Origin of the sequence: Nocardia sp. NPDC046763, assembly GCF_040645495.1 — a bacterium.
Classification (GTDB): Bacteria; Actinomycetota; Actinomycetes; order Mycobacteriales; family Mycobacteriaceae; genus Nocardia.
This window is the reverse complement of the sequence record NZ_JBEYYI010000015.1, coordinates 189,993-207,338: the sequence shown is the minus strand read 5'-3', so window position 1 is coordinate 207,338 and position 17,346 is coordinate 189,993. Positions and strand designations below refer to the sequence as shown.

Below are 17,346 nucleotides of genomic sequence, written 5' to 3'. Positions count from 1 at the left end.
GACCCTTCGGACAAGCCACATCCCGGACCCGAAAACCAGGTTAACCCCACACCCACACCCACGTCTTGACATAGAGGGGTGCCAGTAGCGGACGTAGTGCACCGCAACAGGTTCCGGCCGCCGGCGGCCCCGCGCTGGCCGGTTCGGTCAGCGCGGCATGCGGCATGTGCGGATGTGTGGCCACATTTGCTTCGTCGATCTTGCGCTCTGCTCGCCGACGTGGCGGGAACCCGTGGGGTTCGGTCCCCCGCAGGACGCTGGGACCGAATCAAACTGGGGGCATAGTGGTTCGCCCGCGAATCGCCTATTGGGATCCCAATAGGCCGCCGTAGCAGACGAGCGGGCCGCCCATACCCATATGTGGGTGACCGCCAGTCAATACGCACAGCAGCGACGCCACGGTGCCGATGAAGCTCCCCTGCTGCTGCATGGCCCCTTGGAAACTCCCGGTGTCCGCGATCGGACCGACTTCCGGCAACGGACCCGCCGCGGCCGTACCCAGGGTGGAAAGTCCGATTCCGGCTGAAATAATCACTACTGCAGCTATTTTCATCGGCGTTCGGGTCATTTCGACTACCTTTGCTCGTGACAACTTGCCAGACGGACGATACGCCTTCACGGCCATGATGAAACGAGCATGCTTCAAATTGTGAGGGCACAACTTCTCGGAAGCGACAGCGCGTACGTGCCCCGCAGAGTGCTCGATCATCGGCAGAAGAGGACGTTCAGCCGGCCTCAGATGGCCACGGCCAGTTGATCTTCCGTCGCCCCGTGCTGGCCGTTTCGGTCAGCGCGGTATGCGACAGTTCCGAGTGTTTCTGGCTCCGCCAGTCTTCACCACTATGCCCCTGCGAGGTCGGCCAGGCGCGGAATGTCAGTGGAGGCTCGTAGTCTTTGCGGCACATTACAACTCGCGATGTATCGGAGACTCGATGCCGGGGCCTGACTTCAAGCCAACACGCTATTTGTCATCGAGGACGAGACGGCTGGAATGGCTGGACAAGGGGCTCCGGTGACCAGCTGGGACGAATTCGCGAGTGGACTCGCCTACCAGTTTGCCATCCTCCCCGATGGGGCGATCCTTCTGATCGATACCGACGAACCCGACACTCAGCCCGGCTTCGCCCAATTCGCTCAGTCCGAAGACAAGCTGCACGCCGAACTCGGCGCATACGCCGACCTGGACCGTAACGCCGGGCTACACAATCCCGGGCACCAGCTCGCACTACGCGCGGGCTGGCATCCTCCTGACATCGACTGGGATAACTGGTGGTTCCAGGTGCCTCGGTCGGTGCAGCCGGTCGCCGGTCGAAAGTTGGCCACCATGGTGATGACTGGAGCCCTGTGAGCAGGTCCGCCGGTTGTGAGAGTTCCGATGCACCAGAATGGGTGCAGGAGGAGATGATCACACCATGGCACGACGTCGGCACACGCCCGAGCAGATCATTCGCAAGCTGCGCGAGGGCGAGAAGTTGCTCGGGCAGAACTTCTCGGTCGAGGACGTGTGCAAGCACCTGGAGATCGCCGAGGCGACCTGGCACCGCTGGCAGAACCAGTACGGCGGCATGAAATCCGACGACGCCAAACGCCTCGAGGAGCTGGAGAAAGAGAATGCCCGGCTGAAGAAGATGGTCGCCGAGCAGGCCCTCGACATCGACATGCTCAAGGAGATTTCCCGGGGAAACTTCTGAGCCCGGACCGACGTCGCAGAGCTGTTGTGGCGCTGCGGGATCGGTTCGGGGTCTGCGAACGCCGTGCCTGCCGGGTGGCCGGACAGTCGCGGTCGGTGCAACGACGACCGTCGGCAATCGACGAAATCGAGAAGGTGTTGCGGCAGCGGCTGCGGCTGATCTCGCGTGCGCATCCGCATGGACAACGGCACCGAGATGACCGCACACGCCAAGGCCGACTGGTGCCGGTTCACCGGCGTCGACCCGGCGTTCATCGACCCGGGATCACCGTGGCAGAACGGGATCTGCGAGTCCTTCAACGGGCGTTTCCGCGACGAATTCCTCGCCTGCGAGGTCTTCTGTTCGCTGACCGAGGCCCAAGTCCTTGCCGAAGACTGGCGCATCGAGTACAACGATTACCGGCCACACGGATCGCTGGACTTCCTCAGCCCCACCGCATTCCGCCAGCAATGGTCACCGACCGAGTTCAACCAACCACTGAAACTCACATGATCGGTGGACCCGTAATCGGGGCCCAGTCACCTCGGATGGCACCACATATCAATTCGAGTGAGCACCAACGCTGTCGCCGCCAACCTGGCACCCCGTCATCGGCGCCGCTGTCGGTCGCAGGTTCGGCGCCGGTCTGTGATTGCTCGGCACGTTCGTGTGTCGTCGGCGCCGGGGTGTCGGATGGTTCAGATCTGGTCGTGTCGAGAGTGGTTATGGGGTGAGGCTTTTCGGTCTCTGCGGCGCGCGAGTGCGCGCTCGCACGGCGAGATCGTCGTGCCCGTGGCATAGCGCCTTGCGGGCGCGGAGTCATTCGGTCGACTGCAGCGGTACGGACGACAATCCGCCCCAGCACAGGGTGATCACCGCCGCGATGGCGTCGGCCTTCGGGACAGCACGGCCGGTGTCGAGCCAGTACTGCGCGGCGAATTGGCTGGCGCCGACCAGCCCGGCGGCGAGCATGCGGGATCGGTACGGGCTCAATCCGGAATCACGCGCGACGGCAGTGGAGACGGCTCTCACGCAATCGTCTGTTGCGCGTCCGACTCGCCAGCGCACCGAGGGCTCGCTCGGTACGTTGGAATCGAAGACCAGCCGAAAACCTTGCGTCTCATGGTCGACGAAGTCGAAGTAGGCCTGGATCGCGGCGCGGACCCGGTCCCGATTCGCGGTGGTCGAGCGCAGGGCCCGCTGCACCCCGTCGGTCAATGCGTCGATATGGTGCTGCAACACCGCCAGTTAATGCTCCAGCTTTCCCGAAAATTCCTTGTACAGAATCGGTTTGCTCCAGCCCGCACAAGCGCGATCTCATCCATCGTGGCCGCGTGAAAGCCGCGTGCGACGTAGACCTTGGTCGCTGCTGTCACGGCGCGCCGTCGCCGCTACGCACGCCTGGCATCACGTCGAATGTGCCGGACTGCCGGGACAGTGTCGTCGGTTCGTAATCGATAGGTTCGGCGGTCATGTCCTGCCCTGTTTGGTCTGTCAGGCCTGGAGTTCGGCCAGTGCGTCCTCGAGATTGCGAGCGATTTCCCAGACGTCGGGAACGGTGTTGGGGCAGGCGAGAATTCCGAAGTCGAGGTGTCCGTCGTAGGACATCACAGTGATGTTCACACAGCCTGACAGCTCGGTGAGCACTGAGACGGGGTGGCTTGAGAGCACGCGAATTCCCGCGAGGTACAACGGTATCTGTGGCCCAGGCACGTTCGAGACGAGCAGGTTGACCAGAGGAAGAGTGGACGCAGCCGCCCGCATCACAACTCGGGTGGGCATGCCGTGCAGCAGTGGTGTCGCCAGTGTGGTGACGTCATGCAGCAGGTTCGATGACTGGGCGCGGAAACGCTGTTTGGCGACAGCCAGATTGTCCCGCAAGAGTTTCACTCGATGACGAGGGTCGGTCTCGGAGATCGGCAACGTGGTGAGCATGAGTGAAAACTGGTTTCCCGCAGTACCGAACTGCTCGGGCGTGCGCACCGATACGGGAATGGCGGCCAGCAGCGGTCGGTCCGTGGCCAAGCCCCGGTCGCGCATCCAGCTCCGCAACGCGGTGGTGCACAAGGCCATCACGACATCGTTGACCGTCCCATCAACGCTGTTCTTGATAGTTTTCACCGCATCGAGGGGCAGCGATGTGTAGGCGACGCTACGGGCGCTGGTGAGCGGGCCGTTGAACGGTACGTCGGGGTGCTTGGTGCGTAGGTCATCGGCCGAGCGCAGCAGTGTCGGCACGGCGCGCAGGGCGGCACGGAATCGGGTTGCTGGTCGAGTGAGCGCGTTCGGGAGGCTGCGCGCGAGCATCTCGACCGTCGACGGTGTCCGGCCGCGACGTACCTCCCGAGCCGACGGCAGTGTGGCGGCCGGTGTTTCGCAGATATCCAGTATTGCGGCCATGATCTCGGCGGCGGATACGCCGTCGATCACCGCGTGGTGCACCTTCATATAGACGGCCTGCCGCCCGCCCGAGAGTCCGGACACGAGGTGGCATTCCCACAGCGGACGCGACTTATCGAGCGGCTGACCATGGCGGCGCGCGACGTAGTCGGCGAGCTCTCGATCATCGGTGCCGTCCGGCAGCCGGATATCCCGGACGTGGTATTTCAGGTCGATCTCTGCACAGTCCTCCCAGTAGGGCAGGTCCAGTCCGAGCGGGACTGTGCGCACCCGGCGGCGGAGCGGCGCGACGAGGGGCAGCCGCTGTGTGAAAAGCCGTCGCAGTGCTTCGGAATCGAGCGGTCCATTCGGCGCTGACGCGGAGTCGAGCAGCATAATCGCGCCGATATGCAGTGGCGTAGTGGGCGTTTCGGTATCGAGCAGGTGCAGATCGAGCGAATCAAGCTGTCTCACACGGCCAATGGCGCGTGCGGTCGAGATGGCGGTAGGGGTGTGCTGCTGGCCCACGGATTCCTCCCGGGTCGTGTCGGTGCCCGACGCGGCCGCCGGCAGGTAGGGGCATGCCAACAGCTCAGCGCGTCGATCCCGGACGTCTGGTGATTCCGTGCATCGCGGCACGGAGCGCGACACCGTGTTGGCGCTGACAGCCTCGAACGGTGAAGCCCTCGATCTGGAGGGGCGAATGCGAGTGTAGTGTCAGTTGGCACGTCATGGCCTTGGTCGACCGTTACGTCTCGTTAATTGTGCGCGAACACTAAACACTGATCGCACGTCCAAGAACTCTGATTCGCAAGGTCGTCCGCGGAGTGTCGCCATCGTTGGGCTACCGGCGAGTAGTCGGAACGAGGGGCTCCCTGGAAACGCACTGCGGCCAGCCTGACGGCACTCGAACGCGAATGGCTCCCAGTGGCCTGCAGCTCGGTCATGGTATGACGATCGCAACACCTACTCGGCGCGATGTCCCTGCCGCGCCTCGTCCTTGGGATCGTGCCGGAGCGGTTCGCTCTCGACGGTCCGGCTATCAACGGCTCCGTGATGTAGGACAACCGGCTGGTGCTGTCTGAGACCGTGAGCGCTGAGCTGACGGTCGACCAGCCGCGCGAGATCGCGCTCTACAGCAAGCTGTTCGCCCAACTCCTCGACCGAGCCGTCCACGGTGAGCCAGCACGTCATCTGATCATGACCGAGCTCGAAAAGCGTCGGAAGCCCGAGGGTCCGCATTGCGGACACGCGGGCGGAGCTCTCGTCACCAGGTCCAGATCCGATCGGGGTCTCGTACCCCCGCCCCAGCGGCCGCCACCGACGTGCCGCGTGCTGCCCTGCGGTACGGCCAGGTCCAGCCCGATGCACGTTCCCTGCCGGGTGTGCACGATGCGCGGCTCGCCGGTGGCCGGCATCTGCATGCCGTTCACGGTCACCTCGGCCCAGCAGACGAGCCGGTCACTGTCGCGGCGGGAGCGTTTGACGATCTCGATGTCACAGCCCAGCGGTTCAGGCATTGCGGCCTCCCTTTCGGCTGGTGGTTGTCAGGATCCGTCGAGCGATTCCGGGTAGAAGACGCGGTTGGCGTCCAACAGCACTGCTGCCGCGGCGATCTCGCGCTCGTCTCCGTCCAGCAGCGGCAGGACGTCGTCGGCGTGGAACATCGGCAGATGCAGGTTGCCGCGCTTGTGCGCTTCGACCAGGCGCACGATCAGTTCGCCGGGCAATCGGGGTGGTGGTGTGCGACGGCCGGGGGCGCTCATGCCAGCCAATCTCCTCGGGGGCGCCGACAAGGTGTGAATCCTTCATCGGTCGCCCACCCCCGTCGCTCAGCGATGAGGAACTCCTGGGCCCCGCGACGCGTACCCGGACCCGATGTCTTCGGCAGTCCGCGCAGCATCGGGGCCGAATAGTGGAGCACGGCATGAGTTCGTCGACGTCCTTCAGCACGACCACGTAGACGAGCGGCTGCCGGCCTGCTGCTCCAGCTCGGGCGAGGGCCGCGGCCTGGTTCTCCAATTCGAGGCTGAGAGAGCGGGTTTCCTTCAGGAGAGAACGCGTTTCCAGCAGCGGGCGCTCAGATCCTTGCCCGTGTGTCGGTAGTCCGCGCTGGCGCCACTCTCGTCCAGAGTGGCGGCTGAAATATGTACCTTCTGGTCGGATGCGTTCGGCTCGCCGTATCGCCTTCTCCTGGGAATGTGTCCACGGCAGCAGCCACGCCGGTTACAAAAACCGTTGGCTCGGCAACATCATTGAGTCGCAGAGGCACGATCGGTCCCGGCCGGCAGTGCGCCGAAATTTTCGGTCCTCGGGATTGCTCAGCATCGGATGCGAGAAGACGCATCCGATGCGAGTCGACAGTGCGCGGGTTGTCCGGATGCCGCCACGGTGTGCCGGTACACTGGCCAGCGGCTTCGGTGATTGCCGAGGGCGCCCAAGGCCTCCCTGCGGATCCCACATCGCGGTGCCGCCCTGATCCCGCGAAAGGGCGAATATGGCAACCTCCGCCGACAGAACGACCGACCAGCCTCCCTCGGATGTCGATATGGCCCCGGTGAGCGTCGGAACCGATGCGCCGGAAGAGGATTCAACCTTCGAGGTCGCAGTCGACGCAGCGGAGCGAGGTGGCGCCGGGGATGATTCGGATTGGGATGACAGCGAGTCCCCGGCACTGCGACGGGCGCGCGAGGAAGCCGCGCTCACGGCCGGTGGGGATTCGACACGCGCGTACCTGAAGCAGATCGGCCGTGTTCCCCTGCTGTCCGCGGAAGAAGAGGTGGATCTGGCGATCCGGATCGAGGTCGGACTGTATGCGGCGCAGAAGCTACACGAGGAACTCGAATCGGGGTCCGGCATCACCGCCGCGCGTCGCCGCGACCTGACCTGGGTCGTACAGGACGGCGTCAAGGCCAAGAACCACTTGCTGGAGGCGAATCTGCGGCTGGTGGTATCGATCGCCAAGCGGTACACCGGGCGGGGTATGGGCTTTCTGGACCTGATCCAGGAAGGCAATCTGGGCCTGGTTCGTGCAGTCGAAAAGTTCGATTACCGCAAGGGATTCAAATTCTCGACCTATGCCACCTGGTGGATTCGGCAGGCGATCAGTCGCGCCATGGCCGACCAGTCCCGCACCATTCGCATCCCGGTGCACATGGTGGAGATCATCAACAAGCTCGGACGCGTCCAGCGTGAGCTGCTGCAGCAATTGGGCCGCGAGGCCACGCCCGAAGAGCTCGCGCAGGAACTGGACATCACACCCGCGAAGGTCCTGGAGATCCGGCAGTACGCGCGTGAACCGATCTCACTGGATCAGACGATCGGCGACGAGGGTAACAGCCAGTTCGGCGACTTCATCGAGGACTCCGAGGCTGTCGTCGCGATCGACGCCGTGTCGTTCATCCTGCTGCAGCGCCAATTGCAGTCGGTGCTCGACACGCTCAACCCGCGGGAAGCAGGCGTGGTGCGGCTGCGCTACGGCTTGGATGACGGGCAGCCCCGGACCCTCGACGACATCGGGAAGGTCTACGGCGTCACGCGTGAACGAATCCGCCAGATCGAATCGAAGACCATGTCGAAGCTGCGCCATCCGTCACGCTCACAGGCCCTGCAGGGCTACCTCGACTGACCGGTCTGCCTGTGCGGTTCCCAGCCGGCTTTTGGGTTTCGGCCCAGCGGGCAGTCGGGCCGCCCAGCCGGTCGGGGCAGCCGTTCGAGCTGCCGGCGACGGTCGGGAAACCGTAACTCCCCGGAGTTGAGCAAATGACCGAAATGGCTCGACCGCGGGTGTGAGGGGGCAGCATCGCGAGATGAGCTCCACCGGCAACCCGCCAGAAATCGAGACGCGGGCACGGAGGCTGCGGGGTCGTCTTGTTGAGGTGTCGGTAGATCGTGGGGCGGGTGACGCCGAACTCGGCGGCGATCTGGTCCACGGTGTAGCGGCGTTTGCCTCGGTTGTCGAGTTCTTCGTCCATCTGCTGGGCCAGTTGCACCTGGCGAGGTCCGAGTGTGGGTTTCTGGCCGCCGGTGCGTCCGCGGGCGCGGGCCGCGGCCAGGCCGTCGCGGGTGCGTTCGGACATCAGGGCGTGCTCGAATTCGGCTATCGCGCCGAGGATTTAGAAGGTCACCTGGTTCGTCGACGCAACCTCACTTAGCGAGACAGCCGAACAACGACGTTCCGGCTGTTGCGGTCATCGCTCGACACGGGGTGCCAACCAGATCTCCGCGGACCGACGCGAAACCCGCGCCCGCCTGGAAGCAGCCCTGACCTATGCGGCCCTCGGCTTCGGAGTGCTCACCGTCGAGCCCGACGCCAGTTCGCCCGAACCGCACTACCTTCCGGCGGACATGCTCGAGACCGCCGATGCCGCTGCGGTCACCGAAGACCTGATCGCCACAGCCGCTCACCAGTGGCTGGTGTACGTCGATGTCGAGGAGAACGGTCAACTCGTCGACACCCTCACCGGCGAACTCGGTGCACCCGACCACGTCGATTGGGATACCAAGGCCAACACCGAGTCCCAGCCCGTCGAAGGCATGCGTCACGCCGATTCGGTGGAATATCGCGACCCCTGGACTCCCCTCTACTTCCTGCCCGCCGACCAGCTGGCCGAATCCGGCTTGCGGATGCGACCGCTCGCTGAAGGTGATGTCGAAACCCGCGACCGCTGCTGACTGCGGGCGCGAGTTGCGGGCCACCCACCCCGAGCCACGCCGAAGCGGATCGGATCCTTCACCCCCACGACAACCCCGCCCTGCAGGTCAAGAAGCCGCGCCGGTTGCCGAGTACCCGCCATGCCCTGGATCTCGACCAAGTCGTCGACATCGGTCGGGTCGCCTCCACGACCGGCGACGACTGCGAGCTCGACGCGTTGATCGTGCGCCTGCATATCGAGACCGCGTGCCGCCGTGGGGGTCTGCTGGCCCTCACAGTCGCGGATCTCAATGTCGAGGACTGTCTGGTCAAACTCCGCGAGAAGGGTGAGACCGAGCGTTGGCAGCCGGTGTCTCCGACGCTGATGGTGCGACTTGTCGAGCACGTCGCTCTCCGCGGTGGCGAACAGGCCACACGGCGGGTGCTGCGATACCGCAGCGGAAGGCCGGTGGGGCGCCGCCGCTACGACTATCTGACGAAGCGGATTCGCGAACAGCTGCCCTGGGCTGCCGCCCTGCAAGTCAGTGCGCACTGGATCCGTCACACGACCCTGACCTTCGTCGAACGGGAATGCGGATATGCCGTCGCGCGGGCCTATGCCGGCCACAGCGAGCCGGGCGGGGCCGCAGGGGCGACCTACACCTATGTCCGCGCCTCACTGCCCGAGGTGGCACGGGCACTGTCGCTCCTCACCGGTGAACCACACCCCCTTGCTTCGAGCACCCCTGCAGCGATCGGTCCGGAAACCCCTGTGCGGCCCGGAATCACGACCGGTACCGTGTGACGGCATGAACCCCAATCTGGGGCAGATTAGACCCGACCATGTGACTGAAGTAGCGTGCCGTCACATGAGTGATGACTTGTCGGGTAAGAGCGCGCTGGTCACCGGAGCCAGCCGGGGTATCGGGTTCGCGGTGGCGGCGGAGCTGATGCGGCGGGGTGCCAATGTGGTGATTTCGGCTCGGAAGCCGGAGCCGCTGGAGGAGGCGGCGGAGCGGCTGCGCGGGCTGGGGTATGCGGGGCAGGTGGTCGCGGTCGCCGGTAATTCGGGCGATGCGGCGGCTCGGGCCGAGCAGGTCGCCACCGCGGTGGCGCAGTTCGGGTCGCTGGATGTGCTGATCAACAACACCGGGATCAATCCGGTGTACGGGGCGCTGATGGATGCCGATCTGGATGCCGTGCGCAAGATCTTCGATGTGAATGTCGTTGCGGCGCTGGGGTATGTGCAGGAGGCGTACCGGGCGTGGATGGGTGAGCACGGGGGCGCGGTGGTGAATGTGGCCAGCGTCGCGGGGCTGCGGTCCACCGGCGTGATCGCCGCGTACGGGGCGTCCAAGGCCGCGCTCATCCGGCTCACCGAGGAGCTGTCGTGGCAACTGGGCCCGAAGATCCGGGTGAACGCGGTGGCGCCGGGCGTGATCAAGACCAAGTTCGCGGACGCGCTGTACGCGGCCGACGAGGAGGCCGCGGCGGGCGTCTATCCGATGAAGCGGCTGGGGTCGCCGGAGGATGTGGCGGCGCTGATCGGATTCCTGGCCTCGGACGAGTCGTCGTGGATCACGGGCACGACCGTGCGGGTGGATGGCGGCCTGCTGGCCACCGGCGGCATCTGACACCGGACGCATCGAAAACTCGCGCCCGGCACCAGGAGTGGGCGCCGGGCGCGAGTTGCGAAATGCTCAGCGGAAGGCCAGCGCACCCAGGGTGTCGTTGTGGCGGTACTTGACGTACTTCTCGACCGTCGCCTCGTCGACGGCCGGAGTGGCGGTACCGACGGTGATGACCAGGAACTTGCCCTGGTTGCCGTCCTGCCATTTGCCGGTTTCGAAGTTCTTGATGTAGCTGCCGTCGGGGAGCACCACGTCCTTGTCGTCGAACTGGCCGTCGGCGCTGGAGGCCTTGTCGGCGTCGGCCATGGTGAGCACCAGCTGAGTCAGCATGAGTGCGCCGTTCTCGGTCTTCCACGCCATCTCCGAGGCGCGCGTGCACCCGAGGCCGGTCAGTGCGCCCGACTCCTCGATCGGGGCGCAGGAGTCGTAGTCGCGACCGGACACGTAGGTGGCCTGCAGCGCGACGTCGCCCAGTTTGAAGTTCCAGTCCTTGCCGTATTCGGTGTAGCTGAAGCGGCTGCCGCCGGGCGCGGACTTGGAGGTGGTGGGCGCACTGCGGGTGGTAGCCGGGGCGCTGGTGGCGAACGACGTGGTGGTGGTCGTGGTGGCGTCGGCCTGCGAGGAGTCGTCCTTCTTGGAGACCAGGACGATCGCGCCGACGGCGACCGCGAGCACGACGATCGCGCCGAGCACCACGCCGATGATCAAGCCGGTGTTCGACTTGGGCGGCTGCGGCGGCGGGAAGCCCGGCTGCTGCGGAAAGCCCGGGTTCTGCTGGAAGCCCGGCTGCTGCGCGTAACCAGCATCCTGCGGATACCCCGCCTGCTGCGGATACCCTTGCTGTCCAATCCAATTCGTCTGCGTCGGCTGCCAGCCCGCCGGGTCGGCCTGCTGCTGTCCCGACCAGCCGGTCTGCGGCGTCTGCTGCTGGCCGCCGGTCTGCTGAGTGGGGTGGTCCCACCACGCCGGATCCGGATCCTGCGGCGGCTGCCCGTGCACGGTGGGGTCGCCGCCGAATCCGGCGGGGGGGTACGTCATCTGCTCACCTTTCGCGGCCTGCCCGAGCCCTCCCCGGCCCGGCATCATTCCCGAAGCGTAGGCGGGCGACCCGGCATGATCCAATCACGTGGTGACCGACGATCTGCTCATCTGCGGTGCGGGCCCGGCGGGGCGAGGCCTCGCCCACCGCGCGCTGGCACACGGACTCTCGGTCACGATCGTCGATCCGCACCCCTGGCGGCGATGGACGGCCACCTATGCGGCCTGGGCGGATGAGCTGCCGCAGTGGGTCGCCCCGGAGGCGGTCGGGGCCATGGTCGACCGCCCGATCGCGTGGGCGCAGCGCCGTATCGAATTGGATCGCCGCTACCTCGTCTTCGATACGGCACGCCTACAGGATTCGCTGGACGTCACGGGTGCGCGGCTCCGGCAGGACCGCGTGACCGAGATCGCGCCCGCGGCTCGCTACCGGCACGACGGACTGGATCTGCCGTCGGTGCGGCTCGCGTCGGGTCCGGTACTGGCGGCCGGACGGGTCATCGACGCGCGCGGGGTCGCCCGCTCCCCCAGGCTGGCCGAGCAGACGGCATTCGGGGTGATCGTGGACCGGGCCCGGCTGCCGGAGCCGGAGACGTATTTCATGGACTGGCGCGCGGACAACGGCGCGGAAACCGATGCGCCCCGGTCGTTTCTGTACGCGGTGCCACTGGACGACGAGCGGGTCCTGCTGGAGGAGACGTGCCTGGCCGGGCTCCCGGCGCTGGATCAGCGAACGCTGCACGACCGGCTGACGCACCGATTGCGTTGCCGGGGAATCGCTCTCACCGGAACCGAACCGGTCGAACGGGTCCGATTCCCGGTGCACGGCGGCCGGCCGAACGCCTCCACGTTCGGCGCTGCGGGCGCTTTCACGCATCCGGCGACGGGGTACAGCGTCGCGACCTCGCTGCGGATGGCCGATGCCGTCGTAGCCGGGGAATCCCTGTGGCCGGGTACGGCACGGGCGGTGCACCTGTTGCGCCAGGCCGGATTACGGGCCCTGCTGGCGCTGCCGCCCGCCGACCTGCCACTGTTCTTCGAGGCCTTCTTCGCACTGCCCGTCGAGTCCCAGCGCGCCTACCTCTCCGGCCGCGACGACCTGCGCGGCACCGCCGCCGCCATGATGTCGCTGTTCGCAGCGCTCCCCTGGCGACTACGGCGCACACTCGCCACCGCGGCGGCCCTGCCGATCCGCCGCCCACCCGATGCCTCCCGAGCCGCGCTCGCGTCCGCCGGAGATCCCGAGTAGCGCAGCGGGTCAACGGTTGTCGGTAGAGTTCACCTCCATTGTCGACGGCGGTCTCTCCGCGACTCCCGGTTGAGGTGGATATGCGAGCCAGGGCACTGATCGGCCTGCTGCTGCTCGCCGCCTGTTTCGCGCTGCCGGATCATCCTGCCGCCCAGCCGAATCCGTTCGCCGGATACGCCCTGTACGTGGATCCCGGAGCTCAGTCCGCGGCGGCGGCGCGCGAACCCGGGCAGGAACCGTTGCGGGCCGTCGCGGTGGAGCCGACGGCCCGCTGGTTCGATTCCGCGATCCCCGCCGACCGCCTCTCCGCCGCCGTGGACGATTACGTTTCCGCTGCCGGTTCAGCGCTGACAGTTCTTGTCGCCTATGCGATTCCGCATCGCGACTGCGGGACCGGACCGGGCACCGGAGCGGCCGACGCCGGCGCGTACCGCCACTGGATCGACCGGTTCGCGACGGGCATCGGCCATCGGCACACGGTGGTGGTGCTCGAACCCGACGCCCTGGCCCACACCTCGTGCCTGACCCCCGAGCAGGCGGCGGAACGGACGCGACTGCTCGTCTACGCCGTCGACCGGCTCACCGCCGATCCCCGCGTCGCCGTCTACGTCGACGGCGGCAACTCGCACTGGCTGCCCGCGGAGCTCGCGCGCCGCCTCGTGGCCGTACATGCCTGGCGCACACGGGGATTCAGTTTGAATGTCGCCAATTTCTATCGCACGGAAACCGAACGTGCGTATGGAGACGCGGTCGTCGCACGGCTCGGCTTCGGGCACTACATCGTGGATACTTCCCGCAATGGCACCGGGCCGCCGCCGGAAGGCCCTGGTAGCTGGTGCAATCCTTGGGAGCGGGGACTCGGCCTGCCACCCTCGATCGTCACCGGCTCGACCCGGGCCGACGCGGATCTGTGGATCAAGCGGCCCGGCGAATCCGATGGATCCTGCGCTCCTGGGCAACCCAGCGCCGGAACCTGGTGGCCCGCCTACGCGTACGACCTGGTGAAACGCCGCGAGCTTCCGCGCTGAGGCCCGACCCGGCGACCGAGCGGCACAGCCGGGCACCCGCACCGATACTGGGTGACCGATTCGACGGCCGATACAGCGCGGATTCGCCCGACACGCACTCCCGCAACGGTTTTGCTACGATCCGGAGCACCGGCAGAGTCGCCGGTTTCACGACCCGGGCGCCACGGCACTGATCCGCAGCCCGGGTTCGCAGTTCGGGGGCTGCTGTCGGGGGTGGCCGTTCGGCATTGATTGATTCGCATTGCCGCAGTGAGGGATTCGTCGTGTCTGTTGAAGCGCCGCCACCACGTACGCGCGCAGCACATCTCGTGCACGGGGAGCGCAGCCGGAAGATCGGCCGGGGTCAGCTGTTGACCGCGGCGGGCGCGGTACCGGTGAGCCTGGCGGTCGTCCTGCTGTGCTCCGGGAGTTTTCACTCCTTCCTGGTGGCGCTGAGCGTCGCGTTCTCGGCGTTCGCGCTGGTGATGAGCTCATGGTTCCTGATCTCGCTGGTGTACATGCAGCGCGAGGGCGGACTGGAGCGGGAATTGCTGCTGGCCGCGCCGGGCGGGCCCGCGGCGGAGTCCATCGCCGTGCTGATTCCCGCCCGCCACGAGACGGACGTGCTCGCGCACACGCTGCTCACTACGGTGTGGACGCAGCGCGACCATGACCGGCACCGGGTCATCGCGGTGGTCAACGACGACGACCCGGAGACCGCCCAGGTCGCGGCGATCACCGGTCGCATCGTGAATACCGGCCTGGCGCAGGGCGAATCGTATGAGCAGATGCGCCGGACCCTCGACGTCGAACTCACCGCTGAGCCGTTGCCCGCGGACCTGCCCGGCCCGCTCCCGGACGGCCCGATCCGGCTCATCGTCTACCCGCTGGGCGATCGCCCGCCGAACAAGCCGCAACAGCTGAATCACGCATTCTGGCGATTGCGCTCGGAATTCACGGTTTTCACCGTTCTCGATGCGGAATCCATTGCCGCGCCCGGTCTTCTGCGTGCGGTCGACCAAGCCTTCCAGGATCATCCCGGTGTCGCCATCATCCAGGGCGGCATCCAGCTGATGGATCCGCAGTTCACCGGCACTCGTCTCCAGCGTTTCCGGCAGCGGCTGCTGCGCTGGTATTCCTGGCACAATCTGCTGGAGTACAAGCGCTGGTTCTCCTCGCAGATGCGCTACCAATCCGACAGGGGCTTCATGCCGCTGGGCGGAAATACGGTGTTCCTGCGCACCGGCCTGCTCATCGAGACCGGCGCCTGGCCCATGTCGCTGACCGAGGACTGCGAGCTCGCCGTCCGCGCGACCGCTGTGCACGGCGCGCGCACGCTCACCTTCTACGACCCGGGTCTCACCACCCGCGAGGAGACACCACCCGACCTGGCCACGCTGATCAAGCAACGCCGGCGCTGGAACATCGGCTTCCTCCAGAGCTTCGTCGCGGGCAACTGGCGTTCGCTGCCGACCTTCGGGCAGCGGGTGATCGCCGCGCAGATCCTGTCCATGAGCCTGTTCCAGACCATCTCCTTCGCGGTGCTGCCGCTGACGCTGGCCACCGTCTTCTGGATCAAATCGCCCGCGCCGCTGGCGGTCGCCATGTGCGTGCCGGCGATCCCGATCGCGCTGGCCGTCGCCCTGCAGATGCTGCACCTCCACGAGTTCGGCAAGACATATCAGCGCCCGGTCCCCTGGCACGTCTACGTGTTGTTCGCGCTCACCTTCTACCCGTACCAGCTCGTCCTGTCCTATGCCGCAATCCAATCGGTGGTGTGGTACGCGCTCGGGCGGCTCGGCTGGGACAAGACCGCCCACGTCGGCGACCACTTCCAGAGCCCCGCCGGTGAGCCGGCGCTGACCTCGGACGCCGCATGAGCACCGCGGTCGACACCCGCGACCCGGAGGCCGCCGGATACACCGCGCGCCGGCGCATTTCCGCTCTGGGCCAGCATATTTCGACGCTGACCGAGCGCCGGAGGCTCACCCTGGCCCTCATCACCGCCCTGGCGGCACGGTGCGCGGTGGTCACCTCGATCAACCTCGTCGGATACCCCCTCCGCTTCAAGGACGAGGGCGTCTACGTGGCCGAGGCGTGGGCCGTCCCCAACCTGCACGCCCTCGCCAATTACACCTACTGGTACGACCATCCGCCGCTGGGCTGGCTGCAGATGTCGATCTGGTTCGAGCTGACCCGCGGCCTGCAGCGCTGGTCCGGCGACACCACCGTGGCCGGACGCGAATTCATGGTGGTGCTGCGCGTCGCGACCTGCGTGCTGATCTTCCTGCTGGCCCGCCGCCTGGGCATGCGCCGCGCCTGGTCGGCCGCGGCGGTGCTGCTGTTCGTCTTCAGCCCGCTGGCCATGTACTACGGCCGCCTGGTCCTGCTCGACAACATCGCGCTGCCCTGGCTGCTGGCCGCCTTCCTGCTGGCCCTGTCCCCGCGCCGGAAGTGGAGTGCCGCAGTGGGTTCCGCCGTCTGCTTCGCCGTCACGGTGGAAACCAAGGAGACCCTCGCGGTGGTGGCTCCCGCCCTGCTCTACGCCCTATGGCAGAACTACCGCCCGGCCGCCAATCGGCGCTACGCGTGGGTGTCCTTCGCGGTTGTCCTCACCATGACGGCGGCCCTCTACCCGCTGTACGCGATCCTCAAGAACGAGCTGATCCCCGGCCCCGGCCACGTCTCCCTGATCCAGGCCATCGAGTGGCAGCTGCACGCCCGCAAGGGCAGCGGCAGTGTCTTCGATCCCCACAGCGATGCCCGTAACCTCGTCGACAGCTGGCTCAATCTCGACACCCTGCTCCCGATCGGCGGCAGCCTCGCCGCCGTCGCCCTGCTCACGGTGACCCGCTATCGAGCCCTCATGCTCGCCGTGCTGCTCCAGCTGGCCACCCTGCTGCGCACCGGCTACCTCCCCTCGATGTACATCGACACCCTGCTCCCCCTCATGGCCCTGGCCCTCGCGGGTCTCGGTGACACCCTCTGGCCCCGCGACATCTTCACCCCCGACGCGCTCGGCGCAATCCTCGAATCACGTCCGCGCCGAACCGATCTCGCCACCCGGCGCTCCACCACCGCCCTGCTCGGCACCGTCCTGGTCGTCGCCTCGGTCCTGTCCGTTCTCCCCGGCCTCACCGACCACTGGACCAATACCCTCCGCTACCAGTGGACCGCCGACGCCGACCGCCCCGAACGCCAGGTCGTCACCTGGCTCGCCACCCACATCCCCCACAACGCCGTCCTCGTCTCCGAGGGCGAACTCTGGCTCGACCTCCACAACGCCGGCTTCTCCGGGAACGGCAACGTCTGGGTCTACAAGGTCGACTCCGACCCGGCCGTCACGAAATGGCTCGGGAACTGGACTCGCATCGACTATTTGGCCCTCTCCCAGACCACCCTCATCTCCGAATCCGAATCCACGATGCCCTGGGTCTTCAAGGCCCTCCACAATGCCGATGTCATGACAACGTTCGGCCAGAACAATGACAAAGTGACGATTCTCGAGGTACGGAAGTAGTGGGTTCGGACTTGATCTACCCGAATTCTCCCGAATTGCCGGTCCGGAGCGGTCGCTGATGGTCTGCTGGTGGGGTCGCAATCCCGAACATGGGGAGGTTCCAACGATGTTCGACCTTCCGCTATCCAGTCACCGTGCGCTGCCGAGGATGACCGGTTCCGATGCGCTCGGCGCGCAGCAGGCGCACGCCGAGTGCCCGATCACGATCTGCCCGCTCAA

Annotated in this window: 14 protein-coding genes and 3 pseudogenes; 10 read left to right on the top strand and 7 right to left on the bottom strand. The window is 66.5% G+C overall.

What is annotated here, in order from left to right; genetic code table 11:
* Positions 1 to 304: 304 nt before the first annotated feature.
* Positions 305 to 568, bottom strand: a complete 264-nt coding sequence (locus ABZ909_RS24725; protein ID WP_357003491.1) for a hypothetical protein — start codon at positions 566 to 568, stop codon at positions 305 to 307.
* A gap of 444 nt (positions 569 to 1,012) precedes the next feature.
* Between ABZ909_RS24725 and ABZ909_RS24720 the strand changes: the two genes are divergently transcribed.
* Positions 1,013 to 1,348, top strand: a complete 336-nt coding sequence (locus ABZ909_RS24720; protein ID WP_357003489.1) for a hypothetical protein — start codon at positions 1,013 to 1,015, stop codon at positions 1,346 to 1,348.
* A 64-nt stretch (positions 1,349 to 1,412) separates the two neighbouring features.
* Positions 1,413 to 2,183 (top strand): annotated as a pseudogene (locus ABZ909_RS24715) (integrase core domain-containing protein).
* Positions 2,184 to 2,489: 306 nt separating this feature from the next.
* Here the strand turns inward: ABZ909_RS24715 and ABZ909_RS24710 are convergent.
* The 4 genes and pseudogenes from ABZ909_RS24710 to ABZ909_RS24695 form a co-directional block, all read right to left on the bottom strand.
* Positions 2,490 to 3,046, bottom strand: a pseudogene (locus tag ABZ909_RS24710) (TetR/AcrR family transcriptional regulator).
* A gap of 118 nt (positions 3,047 to 3,164) precedes the next feature.
* The gene (locus ABZ909_RS24705) at positions 3,165 to 4,577 is read right to left on the bottom strand and encodes a wax ester/triacylglycerol synthase family O-acyltransferase (protein ID WP_357003487.1); all 1,413 of its coding nucleotides are present in this window, start codon (positions 4,575 to 4,577) and stop codon (positions 3,165 to 3,167) included.
* 662 nt (positions 4,578 to 5,239) lie between these two features.
* On the bottom strand, positions 5,240 to 5,569 hold the full coding sequence (locus ABZ909_RS24700; RefSeq protein ID WP_357003485.1) for a hypothetical protein: 330 nt from the start codon (positions 5,567 to 5,569) through the stop codon (positions 5,240 to 5,242).
* 27 nt (positions 5,570 to 5,596) lie between these two features.
* Complete coding sequence (locus tag ABZ909_RS24695; protein WP_357003483.1) at positions 5,597 to 5,815, bottom strand: hypothetical protein; 219 nt, start codon at positions 5,813 to 5,815, stop codon at positions 5,597 to 5,599.
* A 785-nt stretch (positions 5,816 to 6,600) separates the two neighbouring features.
* Between ABZ909_RS24695 and ABZ909_RS24690 the strand changes: the two are divergent.
* A pseudogene (locus ABZ909_RS24690) lies at positions 6,601 to 7,677 on the top strand (RNA polymerase sigma factor); the annotation flags it as partial.
* Here ABZ909_RS24690 and ABZ909_RS24685 read toward each other — a convergent pair.
* Positions 7,583 to 8,128 (bottom strand): hypothetical protein, encoded by a 546-nt coding sequence (locus ABZ909_RS24685; protein ID WP_357003481.1) that lies wholly within the window; start codon positions 8,126 to 8,128, stop codon positions 7,583 to 7,585. The pseudogene ABZ909_RS24690 and the gene ABZ909_RS24685 overlap by 95 nt on opposite strands.
* A 211-nt stretch (positions 8,129 to 8,339) precedes the next feature.
* Here ABZ909_RS24685 and ABZ909_RS24680 point away from each other — a divergent pair, with 211 nt between their 5' ends.
* The 3 genes from ABZ909_RS24680 to ABZ909_RS24670 all read left to right on the top strand — a co-directional run bounded on the left by ABZ909_RS24680 (position 8,340) and on the right by ABZ909_RS24670 (position 10,316).
* Positions 8,340 to 8,723: a hypothetical protein gene (locus ABZ909_RS24680; protein ID WP_357003479.1), complete on the top strand. Its 384-nt coding sequence runs from the start codon at positions 8,340 to 8,342 to the stop codon at positions 8,721 to 8,723.
* 104 nt (positions 8,724 to 8,827) lie between these two features.
* The gene (locus ABZ909_RS24675) at positions 8,828 to 9,487 is read left to right on the top strand and encodes a site-specific integrase (RefSeq protein WP_357003477.1); all 660 of its coding nucleotides are present in this window, start codon (positions 8,828 to 8,830) and stop codon (positions 9,485 to 9,487) included.
* A gap of 64 nt (positions 9,488 to 9,551) precedes the next feature.
* Positions 9,552 to 10,316, top strand: a complete 765-nt coding sequence (locus tag ABZ909_RS24670; protein ID WP_357003475.1) for an SDR family oxidoreductase — start codon at positions 9,552 to 9,554, stop codon at positions 10,314 to 10,316.
* 66 nt (positions 10,317 to 10,382) lie between these two features.
* On the opposite strand, the gene ABZ909_RS24665 is transcribed toward ABZ909_RS24670, so the two are convergent.
* On the bottom strand, positions 10,383 to 11,351 hold the full coding sequence (locus tag ABZ909_RS24665; protein WP_357003473.1) for a hypothetical protein: 969 nt from the start codon (positions 11,349 to 11,351) through the stop codon (positions 10,383 to 10,385).
* Between the two features lie 88 nt (positions 11,352 to 11,439).
* Between ABZ909_RS24665 and ABZ909_RS24660 the strand changes: the two genes are divergently transcribed.
* The 4 genes from ABZ909_RS24660 to ABZ909_RS24645 all read left to right on the top strand — a co-directional run bounded on the left by ABZ909_RS24660 (position 11,440) and on the right by ABZ909_RS24645 (position 17,127).
* Positions 11,440 to 12,600: a lycopene cyclase family protein gene (locus ABZ909_RS24660; RefSeq protein ID WP_357003471.1), complete on the top strand. Its 1,161-nt coding sequence runs from the start codon at positions 11,440 to 11,442 to the stop codon at positions 12,598 to 12,600.
* A gap of 80 nt (positions 12,601 to 12,680) precedes the next feature.
* Positions 12,681 to 13,628, top strand: coding sequence for a glycoside hydrolase family 6 protein (locus tag ABZ909_RS24655; protein WP_357003469.1), 948 nt, complete (start codon positions 12,681 to 12,683; stop codon positions 13,626 to 13,628).
* Between the two features lie 263 nt (positions 13,629 to 13,891).
* Positions 13,892 to 15,487 (top strand): glycosyltransferase, encoded by a 1,596-nt coding sequence (locus tag ABZ909_RS24650; RefSeq protein ID WP_357003467.1) that lies wholly within the window; start codon positions 13,892 to 13,894, stop codon positions 15,485 to 15,487.
* The gene (locus ABZ909_RS24645; RefSeq protein WP_357003465.1) at positions 15,484 to 17,127 is read left to right on the top strand and encodes a glycosyltransferase family 39 protein; all 1,644 of its coding nucleotides are present in this window, start codon (positions 15,484 to 15,486) and stop codon (positions 17,125 to 17,127) included. Before ABZ909_RS24650 ends, ABZ909_RS24645 begins: the two co-directional genes overlap by 4 nt.
* Positions 17,128 to 17,346: the final 219 nt, after the last annotated feature.